At 58.4% G+C, this 22,191-nt stretch carries 17 protein-coding genes; 9 read left to right on the top strand and 8 right to left on the bottom strand.

Going from position 1 to position 22,191, the window contains the following annotated elements:
• The first annotated feature begins 2,268 nt into the window (after positions 1–2,268).
• Positions 2,269–3,762 (top strand): recombinase family protein, encoded by a 1,494-nt coding sequence (locus tag IPP35_07940; GenBank protein ID MBL0059026.1) that lies wholly within the window; start codon positions 2,269–2,271, stop codon positions 3,760–3,762.
• 1,363 nt (positions 3,763–5,125) lie between these two features.
• On the opposite strand, the gene IPP35_07935 is transcribed toward IPP35_07940, so the two are convergent.
• Positions 5,126–5,458: a hypothetical protein gene (locus IPP35_07935; protein ID MBL0059025.1), complete on the bottom strand. Its 333-nt coding sequence runs from the start codon at positions 5,456–5,458 to the stop codon at positions 5,126–5,128.
• A 177-nt stretch (positions 5,459–5,635) separates the two neighbouring features.
• On the opposite strand from IPP35_07935, the gene IPP35_07930 reads away from it, so the two are divergent.
• Positions 5,636–8,353 (top strand): hypothetical protein, encoded by a 2,718-nt coding sequence (locus tag IPP35_07930; GenBank protein MBL0059024.1) that lies wholly within the window; start codon positions 5,636–5,638, stop codon positions 8,351–8,353.
• An 8-nt stretch (positions 8,354–8,361) separates the two neighbouring features.
• Positions 8,362–8,829 carry a hypothetical protein gene (locus IPP35_07925; protein ID MBL0059023.1) on the top strand — a complete coding sequence of 156 codons (468 nt, stop codon included), beginning with the start codon at positions 8,362–8,364 and terminating at the stop codon, positions 8,827–8,829.
• A 50-nt stretch (positions 8,830–8,879) separates the two neighbouring features.
• Here the strand turns inward: IPP35_07925 and IPP35_07920 are convergent, their stop codons facing one another.
• Both IPP35_07920 and IPP35_07915 read right to left on the bottom strand, forming a co-directional pair.
• Positions 8,880–9,128: a hypothetical protein gene (locus IPP35_07920; GenBank protein ID MBL0059022.1), complete on the bottom strand. Its 249-nt coding sequence runs from the start codon at positions 9,126–9,128 to the stop codon at positions 8,880–8,882.
• Between the two features lie 21 nt (positions 9,129–9,149).
• A complete protein-coding gene (locus IPP35_07915; GenBank protein MBL0059021.1) occupies positions 9,150–9,335 on the bottom strand; it encodes a LysR family transcriptional regulator in 186 nt (61 codons plus the stop codon).
• 156 nt (positions 9,336–9,491) lie between these two features.
• Here IPP35_07915 and IPP35_07910 point away from each other — a divergent pair, with 156 nt between their 5' ends.
• The 6 genes from IPP35_07910 (at position 9,492) to IPP35_07885 (ending at position 13,733) form a co-directional block, all read left to right on the top strand.
• Positions 9,492–10,520, top strand: a complete 1,029-nt coding sequence (locus IPP35_07910) for a TraB/GumN family protein (GenBank protein MBL0059020.1) — start codon at positions 9,492–9,494, stop codon at positions 10,518–10,520.
• A 152-nt stretch (positions 10,521–10,672) separates the two neighbouring features.
• Positions 10,673–10,891 carry a hypothetical protein gene (locus tag IPP35_07905; protein ID MBL0059019.1) on the top strand — a complete coding sequence of 73 codons (219 nt, stop codon included), beginning with the start codon at positions 10,673–10,675 and terminating at the stop codon, positions 10,889–10,891.
• 97 nt (positions 10,892–10,988) lie between these two features.
• Positions 10,989–12,356 (top strand): SEL1-like repeat protein, encoded by a 1,368-nt coding sequence (locus IPP35_07900; GenBank protein ID MBL0059018.1) that lies wholly within the window; start codon positions 10,989–10,991, stop codon positions 12,354–12,356.
• A 224-nt stretch (positions 12,357–12,580) separates the two neighbouring features.
• The gene (locus IPP35_07895) at positions 12,581–12,895 is read left to right on the top strand and encodes a transposase (protein MBL0059017.1); all 315 of its coding nucleotides are present in this window, start codon (positions 12,581–12,583) and stop codon (positions 12,893–12,895) included.
• 23 nt (positions 12,896–12,918) lie between these two features.
• Entirely contained in the window at positions 12,919–13,497 is a 579-nt protein-coding gene (locus IPP35_07890) for an IS3 family transposase (GenBank protein ID MBL0059016.1), read from the top strand.
• Between the two features lie 23 nt (positions 13,498–13,520).
• On the top strand, positions 13,521–13,733 hold the full coding sequence (locus tag IPP35_07885; protein MBL0059015.1) for an IS3 family transposase: 213 nt from the start codon (positions 13,521–13,523) through the stop codon (positions 13,731–13,733).
• A 107-nt stretch (positions 13,734–13,840) separates the two neighbouring features.
• Here IPP35_07885 and IPP35_07880 read toward each other — a convergent pair whose 3' ends face one another.
• From IPP35_07880 to IPP35_07860, 5 genes are read right to left on the bottom strand one after another with little or no spacing between them, the layout of a single operon-like run.
• Positions 13,841–16,951 carry an ATP-binding protein gene (locus tag IPP35_07880; protein ID MBL0059014.1) on the bottom strand — a complete coding sequence of 1,037 codons (3,111 nt, stop codon included), beginning with the start codon at positions 16,949–16,951 and terminating at the stop codon, positions 13,841–13,843.
• Entirely contained in the window at positions 16,903–17,160 is a 258-nt protein-coding gene (locus tag IPP35_07875; GenBank protein ID MBL0059013.1) for a hypothetical protein, read from the bottom strand. Before IPP35_07875 ends, IPP35_07880 begins: the two co-directional genes overlap by 49 nt.
• On the bottom strand, positions 17,153–18,340 hold the full coding sequence (locus IPP35_07870) for a DUF1016 family protein (protein MBL0059012.1): 1,188 nt from the start codon (positions 18,338–18,340) through the stop codon (positions 17,153–17,155). The genes IPP35_07875 and IPP35_07870 overlap by 8 nt, the downstream gene beginning before the upstream one ends.
• Positions 18,337–21,543, bottom strand: coding sequence for a DUF1156 domain-containing protein (locus IPP35_07865; protein MBL0059011.1), 3,207 nt, complete (start codon positions 21,541–21,543; stop codon positions 18,337–18,339). The genes IPP35_07870 and IPP35_07865 overlap by 4 nt, the downstream gene beginning before the upstream one ends.
• Positions 21,536–22,189, bottom strand: coding sequence for a hypothetical protein (locus IPP35_07860; GenBank protein ID MBL0059010.1), 654 nt, complete (start codon positions 22,187–22,189; stop codon positions 21,536–21,538). The genes IPP35_07865 and IPP35_07860 overlap by 8 nt, the downstream gene beginning before the upstream one ends.
• Positions 22,190–22,191 lie beyond the last annotated feature (2 nt).

The raw sequence follows: 22,191 nt of genomic DNA, 5'->3' as shown, positions 1-22,191 counted from the left end.
CCAGCGCACAACGGCCAATCAGCGACAGCCCCCAAGTGCGGGGCCGCGGACAGCACCTCGGAGCCCGGGGTGAGGCGAACCTCCCGGAGCGGAAGGCGGCACGGTCCCGGGGGCGACGGAGCGGAGCGGCGGCGGCGCGAAGGGCCGACGCGGCGGAGCGGCCCCGGGGGAGAGCGAACCCACCGGAGCGGCGGCTGGGGTTCTCTCCCTCTGGGAGCGAATCAACCGCCAGCGTGGCGGGGCGAGGCGAAGCCGAGCGGCTTTAAACGCCGGAGCAGGTCCCGAATATATCTCCCAGGGCCGGGAGGGACGAACCAATTGGGCGGGGGTGGAGCGAACCTAACGGAGCGCGGGCGGTTCAGTCGCGGGGGCGACGGAGCGGACTGGTCCCGCGCCCGTTTTTTGTGCGGGGCCGGGGAGCGACCCGGGGGACGGCGATTCTGTTGGAGCGGGCCGCGTGGGTTCAGTCGCGTCGGGGAACGATTCAACCGCCAGCACAGCGGGGCGAGGCGGGGCCGCCGCGTGCTTTTCGTGGCGGCGCGGCCGAGCGGCTTTTCGGCGGGAACAGCGGGGGCTCTGTTTTTCGCGGGACCAGCGGGGGGCTGTTTCTTTTCCCGCCGACCAAGGGACGGAAGCGGAACTGGGCCGGACGATTGGCAATCGCACCGAACCGAAGCAAACGACATGGTCGGACCGGTCAACCGGGGGAGGAACTGCGCGATTGGCTAAACGCCGGGGACGAAGGGAAGGGCACGGTTGTCGAAGCGGGACGGACGAGCGGGCGCGGGCTTGCGCCCGCGAGCGGTGGCCCAGCGCTGTAGGCTGTGTCTCTTCTCTCTCTACCGGAACGATGAATTGGAGTGGCCCCGCCGGGCGCCGCGATAGCGGTCAACGGTCAAAAAAATCGAACGGCAAAGGCGCGGCACCACCTGCCGCAGTGGATGGGAGAGCATCGCACCCCCCTCTACACAAGCGTCAGGGGGGAGGCCATTCGAGGCCTCCCCCCTCCATTCGCAACAGGTCGTACGATCCCCATTAGGAGGGCCGCAGGTTGTAGTCGCCAGTCAGGCGATAGTTTTCCCAGTAATCATGTGCTATGTTGGCCAGCAGTAGGTTGAGAGTTGGCGGCCTAACTGTATGCTCCACTTTTTGCATTCGTTCCAACTTCAAGGTAGGGCCTGTCTCTAATTTCGAGACAGGCCTTTCTGTTTTGCGGGCGGGCGAACAAACGGCGGGCGGCGGGCACGGAGAGGCGGCGGCATCGAGCGAAGAATCTCCCGGTTTTCCGTCGGAATCGGAGACACACTTGAACCGAACCGTGATCGTATCCTTGGAATAATAGATTTTCTCCACCCCTCGGCGAACGGCCAAGGCTTTTTCAATTCCAACACCGCGCGCGCCCCCTCTCGGGGGGTACCCCACTCCCTTTCCCACTCCCTCGCCCCGGCGGGGCAAGGGATACCCCTGATGTGTTCCCCACCCCTTCCTCCCCTCCCCGCCGTGAAGGGGAGATCCGCCAACAACACAGCCATGAGGAGCGCCCTCAGTAACCAATGCCCGAAAAGTCTCCTCGCGCCATTACGACAAAAGTCCCCACAGCCATTCGTCGGCCCGCCTCCCGGCCCTGAGGAGGTGTCAAATAAATAATTCAGCCGCGCCAACGGGCCGAACACCGGCCCATCATCGCGGCTGAATAAATATTTTCAAAAAATGACGAGCAAAATATTGCGCAGGCTAAATGGTTTTTTAGTCTTCCTTCTTCCCCTTTCCAGCCAGAAGGACGTTCTTTACTCCCTCTTCAATAAGCCTCCGAGCCACCTTTTGCAATGTTCTTTCCTCAAGAAAGGCTTTTCTTTTTAATCGGGCATGGGCCTCTTCGGAAATAAAGACGACCACTACTTTCATGGGGTGTTTTAGACGTTTGTAATATCCCCAACCGCCTTTTGATTTCGTCTTGCTTTTCGTGGATGCCATAAAGGGAGATTACAAGAAAACATTCATTTGACATAGGGCATTACTGGGGCTATACTAGTATTATACAAACGAGCCTTTCGTTAAGCATAGTTCAGAAAGGATGATCCGGTGTGCCAATTCGAACGCCCAAAGGTTTGCCGATCCGCCCGGAGGAGACCGTTATGGATCTGTTATCCCAAATCGCGAAATCAGACCCCCAACTGGCCGATGCCCTTTTGCGGTTATTGAATGAGCTTGAATTGGCAAAGTTTGAACGTCACAAATACCGCTGATTCCACAATAGGAGACCGTTACATGAAACCGAACTCCATAGACACGCCTAAAACAAAAACCACTCGGTGCGCTATTTACACCCGCGTTTCTACTGACCAACAAGCCGAGGTTGAGTTTAACTCATGCGATGCTCAGGAAGACAGAATTCGCTCGTTTATCACAAGCCAGGAAGGCTTTTCAGTGGCTCAGGTGTATTCTGATCCGGGGTTTACCGGAGCGAACACTGCCCGTCCCGGCCTCCAACAAATTATCTCCGACGTTCAAGCCGGCAAGCTGGATATGGTGATCACCTATAAAATCGACCGCCTCACCCGTTCTCCACGCGATTTTTACCAGTTGATCGAATTATTTGAAGCGCACAATACGGGGTATATTTCAGTGACGGAGCGGTTTGACACCGCCACCCCCGCTGGGCGACTGTTAAGAAATATCATGCTGACTTTTGCTCAATTCGAACGGGAGCTTGCTTCCGAGCGAATTCGAGACAAGTTTGCCCAGCGGGCCAAGCGCGGGCTATACAACGGTGGCCGCCCGCCCTACGGATATCTTAAGGAAAAAGGGCACCTTGTGTTGAACCCACGGAGCGCGCCGGTGGTTCGGTTTATCTTTGAAAGATTTGCGGAGACGCGATCCGTTCAGCAGGTAGCCGCCGCCCTGCGTGACAAATGGCATGACAGAAAACTTTCCGATTCTTTTGTGTGTGCGGTGCTCCAAAGCCCTGCGGCGGCCGGAAAGGTTCCTTACAAGGGAACCATCCTGCCTGGTCGGCACGAAGCCATTATTTCAGAGGACCTTTTTAACCTCGTCAGGACGATTCAGAAAGAATCGCCATTCAAAGAACGGCAGGCCAACCCGACTTACCATCATCTTCCCTATGCCGGAATAATTGAATGCCGGGAGTGCCATTCCATCATGAGCCCCACTTTTACGGACAAAAAGGGGCCAAATGAAAAACATCGATATTTTTACTACCGGTGCACCGCCACGCGCCACAAAGGATGGAACGCCTGTTCCTCAAGGCAGATCAGCGCGGCCAGGCTGGAACATGTGATCCACCAGCACCTTTTAAGACTTTCCAAAGACCCCGTCCATCTCCGCCAAATGCTTTTTTCCCTCAAAAACGCCCCCGAACAGCCCGAGCTAACCGGGGTCGAACCGCCCCACGATTTGGACCGGCTCACCCCTGAAATGCTCCAAAATTCACTCCAACGGCATATAGAAAATTGCGCGCGCAAAACCGGAATTGAAAAAGCCTTGGCCGTTCGCCGAGGGGTGGAGAAAATCTATTATTCCAAGGATACGATCACGGTTCGGTTCAAGTGTCTCCGATTCCGACGGAAAACCGGGAGATTCTTCGCTCGATGCCGCCGCCTCTCCGTGCCCGCCGCCCGCCGTTTGTTCGCCCGCCCGCAAAACAGAAAGGCCTGTCTCGAAATTAGAGACAGGCCCTACCTTGAAGTTGGAACGAATGCAAAAAGTGGAGTGGCTCCAGTCGGCCGCCAACCATCGATATAACAATCCCAAATATCGCCCACGACTATTGGCAAAACTATCGCCTGACCGGCGACTACAACGTGCGGCCTTCCTTGTTGGGGATCGATCGACCTGTTGCGAATGGAGGGGGGAGGCCGTGAATGGCCTCCCCCCTGACGCATGTGTAGAGGGGGTGCGATGCTCTCCCATCCACTGCGGCAGGTGGTGCCGCGCCTTTGCCGTTCGTTTTTTTGACCGTTGACCGCTATCGCGGCGCCCGGCAGGGCCGTTCTATTTGTCCGCGTTAGTAGAGAGACACAGCGGGGACACAGTCCCCCATGCGGGGCCCATCCTCTGGTCCGTTCACTGTCCCGCTTCAACAATCCAATCCCGCCCACTTTCCCACGTTCAGCAAAGAGCCCGCTTCATTTGGTTCGTCGCCAAGGTGGAATGCGGAAACGTCGCCCGCTTCGGCACAACGTCGGTCGGGGATCGCTCCGCCGTTTCAACCTTTCAAACTTCCGATCCGTTGCCCCAAAGAGTGAATCGCTCCCGTTCCTCCGGGGAAATCCCTTGATGTCCCGCCGGGAAAAGAAGAGCCCCCCAGCTGGTCCCGCGAAAACACCGCCCCTCGCTGTTCCCGCCGAAAAGCCCCATCCCGCCCAAACCCGGTCGCTCCCCGGCCCCGCACTAGTCGTGGTTTCCGGCCTAGCGGCCTCCAACCATTTCCTCGCCTCCCACGGCTCGGTCACGTGCGCGGGGCCAGTCCGCTCCGTCGCCCCCGCGACTGAACCGCCCGCGCTCCGTTAGGTTCGCTCCACCCCCGCCCAATTGGTTCGTCTGTCCCGGCCCTGGGAGATATATTCGGGGCCTGCTCCGGCGTTTAAAAGCCGCTCGGCTTCGCCTCGCCCCGCCACGCTGGCGGTTGATTCGCTCCCAGAGGGAGAGAACCCCAGCCGCCGCTCCGGTGGGTTCGCTCTCCCCCGGGGCCGCTCCGCCGCGTCGGCCCTTCGCGCCGCCGCCGCTCCGCTCCGTCGCCCCCGCGACCGTGCCGCCTTCCGCTCCGGGAGGTTCGCCTCACCCCGGGCTCCGAGGTGCAGTCCGCGGCCCCGCACGTGGGGGCTGTCGCTGATTGGCCGTTGTGCGCTGGGTCTGTGTGGCGCGGGGCCACTGCCCACTGGCGAGGGGTCCGCCCTCCGCTCCGGGGCTCGGGAAACCTAACAAGTCTTAAGGGTTGGCCCTCGGCCTCCTCGTCCTGGCGCGCGCAAAAGGTAGGAAAACCAGCCGAGGGCACTTATATATTCGTCCCCGGGGACGAATTGACAATCCACTCGCGGGCCCAGCCTTGTGTCCAAGGCACGGCACACTTCGCCGTCGCGCCGCGCGCGTGGGCCCGCTCCCCCGCCTACTGCCGCGGTGGCAAACACCGCCACCGCCCCGCCTGTTTATCGTTCAGAGCCTCGCTACTCGGGGTCACAAAAAACCCGTGCTCAACGGTGGCCACCGCAAGCGCCGCCCCATTGCGCCGCCGCGCAGGCCGCACTTCGGCCCGCACGGCACCGCTGGCGGCGCTCCAGGCAAACCGCCCCCCCTCCCCCCACGGCCAGCCACAAACCCCGTGGCTGTCCGCGGGGGGATTATGGGGGTCTGCCTGGCCGGTGGCCCCCCACACCCCCCAGGGAAACACCACCTTACTTCCCGCGGCCATCGTCGCGGGGCGGAGAGGATTACTGTTCACAATGCTCCTTCCCCACCCAACACCCGGCGGCGGCATCCAAACGCCCTAGCCAGAGTCATCTCAGCTTTTCTCGTGCGTGCTCATCCTTTGCCGCCTCATTATCTTTGTGATTGACATTTAAAGTGGCCGTGCTACAATCCCATACACTTACCTTCTTAATTCTTCGGGAGTTTTACCATGCGCCGACCCCTCTCTTCCCACTCTGACTCCGCGCTATCAAAAAGTATTTCCATCTCCCTAGCCCTTGCCCTTGGATTCGCCTCTGTCGCCTCTCCCGTTGCCGCTGGGAATAACGACCGTTCCCGCGCCTATCAACCCCGGGACTACAACGACTCTTATAACCGCCCCAACACCCATTCCCCTTCTCAACGTCTGGACTTCCAAGTCCGAAACCTGAATACCGTCTTGGCCTTGCGCTCCATGGCACCGCAAACGGTCCCTTTCGTTCCTGCGGAGGTCAAACCCGTTTTCAAACCTAACATCAAATTCGAGCCCGTCAAACTTGATTTAAAGCGCGAAGTCCCCCAGGTCGTTAAGCAGGCGCAAGCCATGGCCCGGCCTCAGGGGTTCCTAGCGAAGGTGGAGGGTGTCTTGAAGGTGGTGGCCAAGGCCCTCGCGGCCCCGTTCAAAGCCATCGGGCAGGCCGTCGTTAAGTTTTTTAAGCCGACGGAAACGCTAAAGATATCGCCCAGTCAGGAGAAAGTGGCTCAACAATTCACCAACCTCCAGGCAAAGCCCAACGGGGTATTTGAAACCCATGGCGGCCAGACCCACGCTTTTGGCATGAGCTGGGAACCGGGTTCCCGGTTCAAGGCGGAGGGAGAGAATTTGACTCTGATTTCCGGGACCGCCGGGGAGAAGAGCTTTGGTCCCATCAAACGGGTGGACGGCACCCTCCTGCCGGTCTCATTCGTGGGGGAGAAAGACAAGATCACGCCCGTGGGCGTGGATTTCTCCCGCCTTGAAACTAACGCTCGTCTGACGGTCACAGCCCCTCTTAAAATCCAAGGGCTGGGGGTCATCCAGCCAGGGAACATGACGTTTAAGGGGACGGTAACGACGCCCGAAGGCGCGTCCGGCCGTTTCGAGTTCCCGGGGGGCCAAATCCACTTGGAGAAAGACATGGCCCAGGGTTTCGGGCTGGAAAGCCCCGCCACTCTCTCCCATGCCACATTCACCTTGCAAGCGGGGATCCTGCGGCTCAATAGCGCCCTTATCCAAAGTGGCGACAAAAAGGTTCACCTGGAACAGGGCCGCCCCCCCATAAACGTTGGACAATTGGAACAAAGCGTACAGGACAGCCGTGAGGAATCGAACCGGATAACTTCCCAGGCGTCCAAGGCGGCCCAGGATGTGGAGCAGAGCGTGGGTGCCGCCAACGCGCTCATGAACAACATCGAAAAACAGACCGATACCTCATTCCCATCCCGCTTTGAACCGAAGGGTTCGGTGAAGGCATTGGAGCAAGCCTCGAAATCCGTAAAGGAAAGCGAGGCGGCGGTCCAAACCGCCCTCAATGCTCGGGACTACGGAAAGGCGCAAGATATCCAAACCACCTTAGAATCCAAACAGGGTGACCTCACCCAAAAGACGGAAGAGGTAACCCAGGCCGGGGAAAGCTTCAAAAAGTTCCAGCAGTCCCTCCGGGGCCTGACCGTGGCCATGAAGAACCTTTCGCCCAAGGCCGACCTAAAACAAACCGGTGTTCCAGTGGACCCGTTATCCGAAGAATTTCTAAAACGGGCGCACATGAGCCAAGCCAAACAAAACATTGATACCCATCGGGACGCCGGGTTTAACGCCCTCGAGGAAATGGCGGCCCAGGGGCTAATGAGCGCAAAGGAGGCCCAGGCTTTCGCCTCCACACTATCCAATGCCGCCACGCGCCTAACCGTGGCCGCGCCTCGCACCATGGTCACCGATCTCGCGGCGATGGCGCACGAGGTTCTAACCTACCCCATCAGTTCAACGCGAAGGGACTTAGCCCGGAGCGCGGACGCGGCGATCTTCACCACCCTGGGATCCCTCTCCGAAACTAATCCCGCCCTGACCCAGGTGATAGGCACTGTCGGCTATCACGGTTCCAAATCCGCCCTGTTGGGGTGCCAATTGGTGGGGATTGCGTTCGCTGGGTACTTCGCCTTAACGGCACCCCTTGTTACTGGTGGAATAGTGATTTCTCAATGGGCGGTCCAAGCGGGGTTGGAAGGGTTGGGAGTGCCCGAGGAATCCGCCCAGGTCGGGGGATTTGTCGGTTCATTCATTGCCGGAATGAGGATCAACGCCTCGCCAAAAGTAAATTCTACCGACGATGTTATTAATTCAAAACTAATTTCCGGTGCCAAAAACCTTTGGGCGCAGGGTCGTAATTTGTTCTTGCCACCCATACGAAAAGGGTTGGATAGATGGAATTTGAACTTGGGCGAGAGCGGTCACATTTTAGTTCCTGAACGAATTGGATCAACTCAAGGTTTTAGGCATTTGCCGTTTCCAAGTAGCCCCAGGGCTTTGTCCTCCGCCTTCCGTTCTAAGAATGAACTTTCCTCGGTTATCAAATTCAAATCCATTTCCGATGCAAATGTTGGGTGGCGTGCTTACAAAACCGCCTATGAATCAAAAGACATAATAACGATTGGAAACATCACCGATACTGCCGTTGCAGAGGCATTTCCAGGGCACAGGGTCCTTAATCTCCGAAAGGGCTGGACGCCTGAGGTGAATGATGCTTGGATTCAAGGGGGGATTGATCGTCGCGCACGGTTTTACCTGGCCTCACCCCAAACCTCGGTCACTCTTACGAATTCCTTTGGAGAATCCATGTTTGCAAGAGAACTTCGACGACTTCGAGTTGCAGGTTATCGGCAGAACGGGGACTACCTGGTTCCATCTCGCTAGAGGATGATATGACCAAAAATATTTTGTTGCCTCTGGATCCCTTCCATCCACTAAATCTCAAAGCCCTTGCCTTTTTAAAAGAGGGCGTCTCCCCTGAAATACCCATGGTGGCAAATCCCGGGAGTTCAAATGACCCCTATTTAAAACAAGGTTCCCATCCAGATGTTGTCCAACGACTTTGGGATGTGATCAATGCTTCATTGCCCCAAGATTCTCGTTGCCTTGTCTTTGGCTCTCCCGCTCTGATCCATCCCAAAAAGGGGATTATTCTGGGATTCTGTAGCGGTTCAAATTATTTCCTCCGGCTTCCGTCCGCCGCGATTATACAAGCAGAGGAGAAAGGAGCTAAAAAAGTTATTGAGTTCACAATTGATGAGCCACTGGACATCCACCGGGACTTGGGTGCCGATTGGGTTTGTGGTTCTTGGTGGGAGGGTGAGGTGGCGGGTTGCCAGACAATCTTTAACCAAGTTTAGAATAGTTTCAAATTGTCCGCGTCAAACCTCGATCCAAGCGATGAGCTTTCCTATAGGCCAGCTAAGCCTTGCCCCCCCCTGGGCGCCAGCTCGGGAAACCCCGGGTCCACCAACCGAATAAGTTCCCGAGCGGCGGGAGGTAACGCCATCCCCCGCCGGGTGACCACTCCGTAACTGTCCCGGCCGAACACGTCCCCCGTGCTTCGCACGGCCAGGCGACGGCGATCATCCTTTGTCCGGCACAGTTCCGGAACCACCGCCACGCCCCCCCCGCCGCGTAGGTCTTGATAGCCTCCCATCCCCCGGCCTCCAATCCAACTTCATAGGCCGGGCCCGCCTCGGCCAACAAGGCCGCGCCGCTCGAATAACGCGATCCCCAGCTCCCGTTCCAGCGCCTTCACCGACGCCGTCACCGCCGGTTGCGTCCGATGAACGGTCTCCGCTGCGCGGGAATACCCGCCCCCGCTCGCCACCGCCAAGAACGCTCGCATCTGTTGGATCTCCATGCCAATAGATTATCAGTTTTTATATCAGTTATCAATATTATTAGTTTGATTTATCTATGTTTCTCCCTTACAATGGAGGCAGGGACGAAAGCATCCTCCCTCCGACATCATGGGCGACTCGATCTTCTTGGACCTCGGTCTCAAAGGAGAACGATCATGGCACACGATTCCAGCCACCCCACCCATGATGACAGCGAACCGAAAACCCCGTCATTCAGCCAGGAGGTTCCTTTCTTCCCCCGATCCCTGGGGGAACTGATCCCGAGGTCCCTCACGTATCGCGCCGCCCTGGTGTTTATTATCTTCATCGTCGGCCGACTGGCTCTCGCGCACTTCGCGGACAACCGTTACACCATGATGTGGGAGGTCACCGACGGGGCCCGCACGGGGCACGTGCTGGGCACCATCCACGCGGGCAAAGACAGCGTTTACCCTCTGGACCCCGCCATTTTAGAGGCCTTTGACCGCGCCCGGTTGCTCTCCTTTGAAATCAAGCTGGGGAAGACTAAACCCCGGGCACCCAGCCCCGCGCCCGTCAAACGAGACACCCGCAAGGAACGCGATTTGCTTTATCGGGTGGCCGCACTCCAGATCCGCCGAGACCCCGCGGCCTGGCTCGCCTACCGGTCCCAGTCCATCTCCGACCGCAGGGCCGAAGCCTATCGGCGTTCCCTGTATGTCACAGAGAAGGCCCCTCTGGTTAATGGCTTTGATACCGATCGAGCCGTGATCGAGCTCAGCGGATACTCTTTCAAAAACGGGATTGAGCGGCATCTTTTTGGGCGTGCCGGATTCTCGAAACCAATCCTTGCGGCCGAACCAGACTGGCTTCACAAAAAACACTCAAGAATCATCAGGGCCAGAAACGATTACGTCTTTGACCCGTTCGAGCCGGACACCTTGGACCGCGCCATTGACGAGGCCCGTGACGTGGGGGACTGGGTGTGGGAAGATTGGCGGGAGGGCCGCGTCGGGGTCTTGGACAAGGCAGACAGCGACTACGACATCATGGTCCGCCGCAACCGCGCCATGGCGCACACCTTCCACCAACTTCTAAAAACAACCGACCGCCCGTTCATGGCGGTGGGCTATGCACATCTTGGCGGAAAAGAAGGCCTTATCGCCTTGCTTAAGTCCAGCGGCCTAACCGTGAAACGGGTTAGGAAACAAAGGCAGGAGAAATAAATGGATTTCAGACACCACGATCCTGCGCGAAACATCAGTAAAGGAGGCGCTCAAACCCTGACAACCCCCCGTCGGGCTCCGTTCACCGGGCCCGCAGGACGGGGGCTCGACACCCTTTGAAACTTAACCAATCCAATCGCAGGAGGTCCATTATGAAAAACGAGAATGATGCAAAGCCGGAAAAACAGCAGTCGGAACCGGAGAATAACCTCAGCCTCATCATGAAATGCCGGGACTCCATGATGGAGGTGCTCCGCCTCACGGGCGAGACCTTAAAATTAAACAAGGAAATCGCCGAACTGGAAGAGGATATTGAACGCTATGAGAAAATCCTGGACTACATCATTGCCGCCCCGCCTCGCGGGCAATAGGTGGCGTTAAATGGCCCAGCCCACCGGGCCCGCTACAGGCGGCATTCCGGACAAACTGGGAAATGCATGAACCGAACCCAATCACAGGAGGATGGCCATGGCAGAATTCAATGATCGTGAACCGCAGTTAAAGCCCTTCGGGGAAAGTTGGCAGGACCTCACCAAGCTTTTTGCCGTTAGGAAGAGCACGGGGGATGACGTCCCTGCCATCAAGAAGGCCCTCGCGTTTTTCCGAAGGGCTTCGGACAACAGCTCCGCCGACGCCCTTTATAAAATCGGCGAAGCCTATTCCAAAGGCCAGGGGATGCCGAAGGACCCCGCCCAGGCCGTCCTATGGTGGCGGGACGCCGCCGCCCGGGGTCACGCCCAGGCGATGATGATGCTGAGCGTGGTCCACACCATCGGCGTAGGCGTCCCCAAGGACTTGGCTCTGGCCAAGATGTGGCTCAAGCGAGCGGCCCGGGAAGGGGACGATAAAACCCACTTCACCCTGGCCAAGGCCTACGGTGACGTGAAAAACTCGCCCGAGTCCCGCGAGAAATCCCTTGCAATGCTTCGCCTGTCGGCGGAGGAAGGCAACCCCGAGGCTCAGCGGGATCTGGCGCACAAGTATGCCGACGGCCAGGGTGTTCCAAAGGACCCCGCCAAGTCATTGAAATGGTTCCGCATAGCCGCCGAGCAAGGATGCGCCGAGTCACAATTCAATCTGGGCTTGGCCCATATCATCGGCCAAACAGTTCTGAAAAATAGCCGGGAGGCGTTCAAGTGGTTCCAAATGGCCGCAGACCAAGGCCACGCCGCGGCCCAATTCTATTTGGGAACCATGCATGCCCATGGCGACGGCGTTTCCAGGGATTACGAATCCGCCGTTAAATGGTTTCGCCGATCCGCCAAACAAGGGAACCCCAACGCCCAGTTCTCTCTGGCGCAGATGCATGCCCGGGGCTGGGGCGTTCCCGTGAACCTTGATACAGCCCGGGACTGGTATCAAAAATCCGCCGCTCAGGGTTTAGCGGTCGCCCAGCAGGCCCTGGGGCTCCTGTATGCCAAAGGCCGAAGTGTGCCCAAGAACCTGGCCAAAGCCGCCAACTGGCACCACAATGCCGCCATCCAAGGAAACGCCGACGCCCAATATTCCCTCGGCCTGATGTTCGCCAAGGGCCAAGCCGTTCCAAAGAACCCCTCGCAGGCCGCCCGATGGTTTCTCCTGGCCGCCAACCAAGGCCACGAGGAAGCCCAATACGTCGTCGGCATTCTCTATGCCAAAGGGCGTGGAGTTCCCAAAAACCTTCCCACCGCCGCCACCTGGATCAAAAAAGCCGCCTGGCAAGGCCACCTAAAAGCTCAGTTTAAAATGGGGATCGTCTGTGCGCTCGCCAGGGGTGTTCCCTTCGACCCGGGACAGGCCGTTAAGTGGTTTCTGAAATGGGGATCCAGGACTTTTTTGCCCACATCGCTGTGGTGATGGGCATGTTCTCAATTGAACAACTTGCCTGTCCGATTTTCGCCGCCACACGGATCACAGGACATGAATTTTAAATAAGGGAACTCCGTCTTCTTTGTTCTCTGTTCCAATGACGAATGGGGAGCATTGCACGGATTTCGTCAATTAACTATTTATCTAAGCCCTGATCTTCCCCCGAAAAAGTGGACACCCAGATAAGTCACATTACGGGTGGAGGTGTGTCCATGGAGAAGCGAACACGGCGAACGTTTGACGCCAATTTCAAACACAATGCGTTGCGAATGGTCTTCGATGAAGGGGTCCCCCTCGAGGAAGTAGCGCGAAAGCTGGATATTCACCGGCAGGTGCTGCACCGCTGGAAACAGGACTACAAACAAGACCCCAAGAACGCCTTTCCCGGTCGCGGACGACGAAAGGACCTGGAAGAAGAAAACCGGAAGCTCCGGCAGGCGTTGAAAAATGCCGAAGAAGAGCGCGAGATTCTAAAAAAAACTTTAACCATCTTGTCGCGCCCAAGGTCGATCGATTCAGGCTTATAAGGCAATACGAAAGAGAACACCGGGTGGATCTGATGTGCCGGGCGCTGGATGTGTCCCGAAGCGGGTATTACCGGCGACGGGGAGCAGCAGTGAGCTCCCGGGAGCAAGAGAATCAGGTTCTTTTGAACCAAATCAAAGAGATCTTTGAAAATAGCCGCCGGACTTACGGGAGCCCGCGCGTGACCGAAGAACTGCAGGAACGTGGGTTCCACTGCGGGCGCCATCGCGTCGCGCGACTCATGAGGCGCGCGGGAATCCAAGCGAAGGTAAAGAAACGGTTCCGGGCCAAGGGACACAAAGGAAAGAGGTTCGTGGGCGTGCCGAACCTCGTTCAGCGGGTCTTTTCCGCGCCCCAGGCCAACCGGCTTTGGCTTGCGGACATTACGTATATCTGGACGCGGGAAGGCTGGACCTATTTGGCGGCGATCCTGGACGTCTATTCCCGCAAGATCGTGGGATGGTCCTTGGGGCGCCGACCGACGACAGAATTGGCCCGGGCAGCATTTGAAAGAGCTCTGGGCCAGCGAAAAGGGGAACCCGGATTGGTCCACCATTCGGATCAGGGGCGCAATACGCGAACCATGAATACCAGGCGCTGCTGAAAGCCAAAGGGATCGATGGCAGCATGGGCGACAAAGGAACGTGCTACGACAACGCCATGATGGAGTCGTTCTTTCACACGCTGAAAACTGAGCACACATATTGGCAGAGTTATGGGTCACGCGAAGAGGCGGAACACAGTCTGTTCGATTACATCGAGTTGTTTTACAATGCCGAAAGGCGGCATTCTGGAGTGGGCTACAAAAGCCCATCGGCTTTTGAGAAGCAGAACTCATGAACTTAATCGCGTGTCCACATTATCGGGGCAAGATCAGACCGTCCCCATTTTCCTATACTGATATACCCTGATATTTATACCATCGTCTTGGGCAATGCGTCCTTCAACTACCTCAATTGCATGTCTTCCTTCACGCTTTTCAGAATCGCGTTGGCCTTCTGGACGGCCTCCGCCGAGGGCATCGTCTTCCCGTCGCCCAGTTCGATTCTCACTTGGAACCGGAGAGGCAGGTTGGACTTGTTCTTGACGTCCAGTAGTTTGGGGATGATATCGCCCAAGTCCTGTACCTGCGACGGTTCGAGTTCGGCCTCGGCGACCAGCATCTTCGGTGTCGATCCGTCCTCTCCACCCGTCCCGCCGGTGCCGCCCTTGACCCCAGCGGTGGCGACCTTGATCTTCACGAACTGAGCTGACGGAAAATCGCACGGCCACGCCTGCGATCCGGCATCCAGCTCAAGGAATCTCGCCTGGAGCGCACCGCTGATGACATCCCGCACTGTCTTCCATGGAAGCGTCTTGCCCATCTTGACGGATAGCGCGGTGGCGACAGAGAAGCCGGAAGAGACCCCGCATTTCCACGCATCCTTCAGGTTTTCCGGGAGGATCTCGGCGGCGGCAATAGCCGGAGGCGGCACGCAGAGCTTGCCGCTGGCGCTCAGAACGCCTGCCGGGATCGGTTCTCCGAGAATACTGGCAGGGCCCGAGAGCAACCAGATGTCACTGTGTGCCACGGCGGCGGCGATTGCCGTCTCGACGACCTCCTGCGAGGCCTTGGGAATCTGCATGGGCTCCTGATAGCCGCCTCGATCTACTTGGATGACGGTCTTGCCATCGAAGTAGTCAAACGCCACTTTGACGGCAATCTCGTCAGAAGTCCACAGCCCAGGCAGACTCTTGGGCGCGAGCAGATTCGGTGCGATATCCGTAAGAACGGCCGCTTCCGGCAGGACGAGTTCCATCGCGGGGTCGTTAAGCGCGTTCTCATCCGGCCTCGACATCCACCACGAGCGCGACGTTCCGTCCGGGCGCGTCAGCCGCAACACAAACGTGCCCTGCACGCAACCTTCCACAAGGGTGTCCAGGATGGCGGTGGCCTTCAGCATCTTCGGCAGATGCGGAAGCTGAGCGAACGCCCCCGCCAGGTCCTTCACCCGGCGAGCGGTCTCGCCTGCTCGCCAGAGGTTGTACGGGCCGTCCGGGAGCAGAGCCTCAGCGGTGATGGCCGTGTCCTGGACACGAGACCGCTTGTCGGCCTTGATCGTGTTGAAATGCGGGTCTTCGGTCACCGTGATCTTGAACGCCTGCGCATCGTCCTTATCGGATACGGTGACCACGATGGAGTACGCCTGCTTGATGGATTCGGGGATGCGCCCCTTCGCCTTGTCGATGTTGATCTGCATCGTCTGGGCGCGGGCCGGGTCCACGTTTCCGTCCTTTTGTTGCTTCTTTACCTCATCGCGCACTATCTCCCATGCCAGATAGTCGCGCACGCGGGCCATGGCGAGTTCCAGACCGTCCTTGGACGGCGCAACCAGCAACACAGCGTTGCGGCAGACGCGCGGCCGATCCGATCCGGTGGTCTCGTCAAGAAACCGCTTGGCCTCCGCGCTCGGTTTGCCGGATTCCGATGCCGCATTCGGCCCGAGCACGGCGTAGTGAAATGCGCCGTCGTCTTCAATGTCCTTTGTGCGGGTCGGAAGCGTATGGACGCGGACGCCCGCCGCCGACGCGTTGGCGGTGAGAGCCTTGGCCTTGCCGATGTCGTCCAGCAAACGGGCGCGAACGGTGTCATCCGGGATGTTCTTCGCCGCCACAGCGTGCATCTGCGTCAGGTTCGGCCGGTTGCCCAACCGCCATGTGCCCGGAAGCTGACCCGCGGAAACCGCCGTGTAGAGATCATCCAGCCAGTAGCTGGACTGCGACCAGCGGGCCAAGCCCTTCTCCAGCTCGATCTTGTCGGGACGCACGGAGCCCAGAAGCACAGCCAGATCCCGTGTGCGGGCGTTCTGCCCAACCGGTTGCGAGTGCAGGAACGTCGCCACAACGGCTTGTTCCACTTCCCGGTTCCGAAGCCCGACAGACTCCGACTGAATCAGGCGGGCCTGCCTAAACTCGTTGTCCAGGATTCCGGTCCACGCCTGCTTCTTGCCTTCCCACTCTTCCGTATCCGCCACGGCCACCATCTCGCGCAGGGCCTCGGAAAGACCTTCTTTGTCGGGCGCGGCCAGGAACACGGTCGGCCCCACCAACGGGCTGGTGTCCCACTTCTCCGCCTCGCGCAATGCCAGCGCGAAGGTTCTGAGCACCCCGCGCGTGCGCTGGAAGCGGGCCAGTTGCGTCCACTTAGAGTAGAGAACCTCGGTCAGGTCGGGATGGAACGGGAAGCTCTTGAGGAAACGCTCCTCAGCTTCCGCGCCCTGCTTCGCCGTCTGCTCATCCACAGTGGCGATGCCCTTGATCGCGGCCAAAACATGCTGACGGAAACCCTCGCGGTCCTTGAGCGATTCGGGCGTGAAGAACCGGCGGCGGAGCACCTCGGCCACGTCCTCTTTCACCACCGGTTCAACCGCCTCTTCCCGCTGGCGTTGGAAGATGTCATACAGTTCGGCCTGAATTTCCCGCCCAAGTGTGTCGCTCTTGCGCGGGTCCGTTGCCAGGAGCGACGCCACCAGACAACAGCGGTCCACCTTGGTGGCGGCCTGGGTGAGGTACTGGAAGAAGTTCACCAGCTTGCTGCGCCACTCCCTGTCCTGCGCCACCTTCTCGCGGGCATACATCAGCACCTCGTCAATCAGGACGAGAGTGCCCAGACCATCTTTGCCGGGCAATTCGAGCAGTTCGATCAGGACATTTTCTGCGGGCGCGGTCTCGCGCTCTTCAGCCCTGTTCGAGGCATGGAGCACCTTCAGCCCCGTATCGCCCGCCAACTGGTAGGCCAGCACGCTCCATGGGTGCTTGAGCGTCCGGGTCTTGCCGTCCGGCGACCGGACATCCATGCCCTTCTCAACGTCGAGCTTGTCAAAGCACAGACCTGCAATGCGGCACTGGGGCGGCTTCTGGCCGATCTCCCCCACGAACTCCGCCACGGTGGGCAGGCCCGGCAGCTTCTCCGGGTCGTTGACGAGATGCCGGAGCGTGATCAGCGTGTGCGTCTTGCCGCCACCGTAGGTCAACTCCAGTTGGCGGACAGCTTTATCGTTCTTGCCCGCCAGCCGCAACACCACGTCCCGCACCAGATGGCGCAGGTTGGCGTGGGGAAGGTCAGAGCGAAGAAATGCTCCGGCTTCTCGTAGATCGGGCGCTTGCCGCGCTGCATCATGACCTCGTAGAGGTCAGCGGCAAACATATGCATCGGGAGTTCGCCGGAACGCAAATCGTCCCGGAGTTTCACCACTTCATGCCAGGGTTTCCAGGGTAGTTTAGCCATTATCGTTCTCCTTCTTCCGTGCCGCAATTACCCGCTGAGTATTCAGAATCTCCTTCCGCAAAGTCTCCTCGTCCGGCAGGGTGGTCATATACCGCGAAGCGAACACGTTGGCCTTGATCCCGCCCATGGCATAGTGAACCACAGCGTTGTCCTTGGCACTGCAGAGGATCATGCCTACCGGCTCGTTCTCGCCCGGCTCCATGAGATGCTCGCGGGCGTAGTTGAGGTAGAGGTTCATCTGGCCGGCATCGGCGTGTGTGAACTTGCCCAGTTTCAGGTCAATCACGACCAGGCTCTTGAGTCGGCGGTGGTACAGGAGCAGGTCCATCCGATACCATTCGTTGCCAACCCGAATCCGTTTCTGCCGGGCGACGAAGGTGAACCCCGCGCCGAGTTCCAGAAGAAACCACTCCAGATGGCGGATGATGGCGTCCTCCAACTCGGTCTCGCTGTATTCGTCTTTCAGGTTTAGAAACTCCAGGAGATACGGGTCCCGAATCTGTTCTTCCAACGCGCCGACGTCCTCAGGCCTGGCCTGTTCCCCTCGCGCCAACATGACATCCTGCCGCTTAGAGTGGGCTGTGCGTTCGAAGAACTGGGTGCCGATCTGTCGGTCCAGTTGGCGGACCGACCAGCCGCCTCGAATGGCTTCCGCCTCGTAGAAGGCGCGGGCGGGCGTTTTTTCCACCGAGATCAGGCGGACATAGTGGGACCAGGATAAGGGAAAGGTCGGGGCAGGCGATTGCGCAGACGAAGTCTGGGCCATCGCGGATTTTCCCGACACTGTCTGGAATTTGTTGTCTTCGGGCAAGGGAAGTGAGGCGAACTTTGCGGAGCCCTCGAATATTCCAGACGGTGTCTGGAATATTCCCCACCCAAGGTAGAAAGCCCTCATCAGAAAGAGATTTGACTTTGAAAAACCGCGGCCATGCCGCGCGGTGAGGTCACGAGCCAGGGAAACCAGCAATTCCTTCCCATATTCTGCCTTCACTTTTCCGCCCTGCTCAAACTCCACAATGCGTTGGCCAACCTTCCAATAGGTCATTGTGATGATACTGTTCGCCGTCTTGACGGTCGTCCGCCTCGCCTGCTCCAGGAGTCCCGAGATGTCAGCGACCAAAGAGTGATAATTCCCGGCAGTCGGCACGACGAGCGCCGCGGTCTTCTCTTTCTTTTTCATGACTCCTCCAAGCTCTTCTCCGTGACAAACAACTCCGGGGCCCGATCCTTTATCACACCTCGCGCGCCGACGTGGTTGCTGATGGACTCCATGAGTGACCGCTCCTCAGTCCCGTGCGGGGAGAGTTCTATGAGTGACTGGAGAAGCCGCTTGAACAGCTCATGTCGCCGCAGGCCGTTGCCGTCCAGGTAGCCGTCCACCTTGGACAGGTCGCCCGCCTTCCAGAGATGCATCAGGCAATGCACGCGGTCGATCAGTGGAATGGGCTTCCCGCCCGGCGCTTCATATCCCAGCGACTTGCCCTTGCGCTGTGCCCAGGTTTTCAACTTCACCTTACTGCCCGAATCATCGTCTTTCTCTGTACCGGACTCCGCGTCGGCATCGGCTTCCTCATCCTCGTCATCCTTGCCCTTCCCCTTGGTGAAACCGATCAGGTCCCACGTCCCAGCCAGTTCCCGGTCCGAAATACCACAGGAGACGGCATAGAGAATACACGCGCCCGCCGGAGCCTCATCCATGCCGAAATCGTGCCGATGGAGGAGATAATAGGCCGTCGGCTCGTCCAGCCGGTCGGCAGCGGCCATGTCGGCATCACCTTCCTTATCGCCGGAAAGCACGCGGCCGACCACAAAGTCCACCACGATCCGGCGAACATGGGTCAAAAACTCGCTAACGGTCATCGGTCCGGGTTCGTTCGCCTTCTTCACCACCGGATGCTTGCTGTATGCCTCCATTGCCGGGCCAGTAGCGGCCCACACGAAGTCTGGCCCACGGATCCCCGCATCCCAGAACTCCCGCAACATCGCCCGGATGTTTGTGCGCATATCGTCAAGGACCTGGTTATCCCAGCCGGGTTTTGCTGTGGCCGAACGCTTCCTGCAGACGAGCCAGACAGAGGAGGAAAGGGCCGCGGATGAAAGGCCCCGAGTCCTGTTGGGCATTTCAGTCTGTATTGGCCAACTCCCGTGAACAACAAACCCAGCACGGATGATCGCAGAAACCAGTGTTTCCCAAGCATCCGGATGTTTGTGAGCAAACACGATAACCAATCTTCCTGTAGGGTTCAGCGTAGCGTGGCATGCTTGGAATACACGGGCCATTCCGTCTTCATAGACCGCCTTAGATTTGACCTTGTCTCCACCATGTCTGGACGCATCATCAACAAGTTCCCCGTCATTAGTTGATTCGTCCCACTTCGGGCATAGTAGAGTCCGAAATGATTTCGCGAAGTCTGTGCCGAGGTCCTCGAGATTTCGACGCAACCAGATATAGAAGAAATCCATGACCGTTGCGTAACCAATAGAGTCGTAATATGGAGGGTCAGTAACTACTAGGTCGATGCCCGACATTGCCGAGGTGGTCGACGACGAGTTCAAGATGTTGGGTGGTCGCATGTCGGATGGGAGATTAACTGCGACATCTATGGCTTTGCATACAGAAGACAGCATCGATGCCCAACTTCCGGATGCTCCCCCGATTGGCGATGCTTCGGTAAAGTCCCAAAGCACTGGCAACGCAAACCGTTTGAACAAATGAGTGATCTGTTCGTTTTGGGAGTACCACGACGTACTGGCATTCTCATAGTCGACCATTTTGCCAAACACACACGACAGGAACGCCCGTATCTCCACACCCCATGCTTCCAAAGGAATGCGACGTATGTGAATTAGGAACGTGCCGAGCCCTAACAATTGGCGCGTTGTAAATAGTTTATCGAACGTATCAAAGCCAAACTGAACGCACCAGCTATTCTGCTTTGCATCCTCAGTAATTGCCTCTTCAGGTATACCGTGTGGGATATGTCGGAACGCTTCAGGCAGTGCTTCTTCTTTCGCCTTAACTTTCACACTCTCATGTTCCATCGGCAAGCGATATTCCTTGCCTGCTTGGCCATCTACAACCACCGAGGTCATTACCACCCCAAGACGCCTTGCCTTGCCGTCGACCCTGATATCCTCCATTGTCATGATAGTGCCACAGCAGGGACACTTGACCCCAGAACGAGACATCGTTCCGGCGGCAATGCGCTTGTCGTGCTCGCGCTTCTGCGCGGCGTTGCCCCCTTTGTTGGGAACGTTCTGCTCGATGGAGAAGACAACGCCGGTCTTGCGTGGATTGGGCTGCATTGCCAGTAGAACGCGCTTCTTGTCCTTCCTGCACAACCACCGCGTTTTTAGGAGCGGAACAGTAGCCCGGCAGTTCTTGCATTTGACTGTTCGCGCCCAGAGATAGGCCACGGTCGGCTTGGACACCCAGCGTGGGTTCTTTTTGTCGGCGAGGTATTGCGGGCTGAAATCCTTGTTCAGCGCGCCAGTGTCCGGCGTGCCGCCATCCTTAAGTGGCACGAGTTTCATCGGCCGCTTGTCGTAGGGCTTGGCGTTCTTGGTGTCGAGTGGCTCAAAGTCGGCATAGGTGGGATAGAATTGGGCCAATTCTCGGCGGGCGCGTTCCAGCACCCACTGGCCCCAGGCGCGGACGTGCCATGCGAGGTCGGCTTTTGGAGCGCGGCCAGAGTCCTCTTTGACCATTGAGGGGAACACCCCATCGTCGGCATCTTTCTGCTTCTTCGTCTTCTTGGTCCGGCCCACTAAATACGGGTGCGCCTTGTAGAAGGCATCCATGAACTCTTCGTTCTCAAGGATGAAGTCCGGCAGTGGGTGGGTCTTCCCGGCCAGCTTTTGCGGGTATTCCAGCGTGCACTTGAGGATGAACCACGCCACCGGGTTGATATCCACGGCGGTCGCCTCGCACCCCAGGCGCATGGCTTCGAGCGGGATCGCTCCACCGCCCGCAAACGGGTCCAACACCTTCGGGGCGCGTCCGCCGTAGGCTTTCTTGATTTCCGCCCGAAACCAGTCCAGGTCGGCCTTGTTCTCCGTCTCCCGGCCCCAATGCAGAATGCCGCCCTCGGTCTCTTCCTTCTCGCGTTCCACGATGCTCCCGTCAGGCATCTTCTTGCGCTCAATCTTCTTGACTAGCTTGCCGCCGATCTTCTCGCACAGCGCCTTCCGCCCCTCGGGCGTTCCGGGGTCGGGCAGGAGCGTGGCGATCAGCGCCGCCCGGCACGCCGCCAACGGCCGCCGCGCCGGCCAGATGTGCAGGGTGGAGATATGCCCATGCCGCACGTTCTTCTCATGAACGGAATCCAGCGAAGCCTGCTTCAGCGGGAAGGCGTGTTCGATGAGTCTGGGGCGGTCATCCATGTCGTTCGGTCTCCCCCCGTTTGAAAGAGTCGCTGGCATCTTGGAAACCAAGGCGCTTAGGCGATAGTCGTCGCAACTGCATTGTGCCATAGTTTGCGCGGTCTCGGCCGGTGAAGTAGCCTCCATTGAGTTGCTTTCCGTCTGCCGACAGCCTAAGGAACGCGAACCCACGGTGGGCGTGCATAGTCTTGGATGCATCCGAGCGGGGATCGTTCGTGTACTCGTAGACTAATCCCTCTGACGCCCCGGGTGTCACGTTGAGGGATGCCATCCGTGAGTAAGACACGGAAGACTCGGTCTGAAACTCGCAGACGATCTTCGGCCACGTCTGGTGCACAAACAACATGCCTTCAACAGTCTTGCCGTTGTCGTGCGATGACTTCAGCAGCCCGTACCATGTTCCGTTGCAGTCTGGAATCTGCGACAGCGGAACGCTGCAGATCCTCCGTCTCCAGAGCCATGAACTGTAAAGCCAGTGCAGGATGCCATAGACGAACATAATTGTTGGCGTTTCGCACCACCACGGCAATGCCATCTGGAAGACGCGCGTGAAAGCTCCATAGAGGAAGGCAACGCCGACCGCGCATATGGCAATCACCCACGGGGCGATGCGGCGATCAATGCTATCACTGGCGTATGAGTGCACGC

The organism is Elusimicrobiota bacterium, from assembly GCA_016721625.1.
Lineage (GTDB): Bacteria > Elusimicrobiota > Elusimicrobia > FEN-1173 > FEN-1173 > JADKHR01.
The sequence above is the reverse complement of the archived record's forward strand: the minus strand, read 5'-3'. Positions and strand labels throughout refer to the sequence as shown.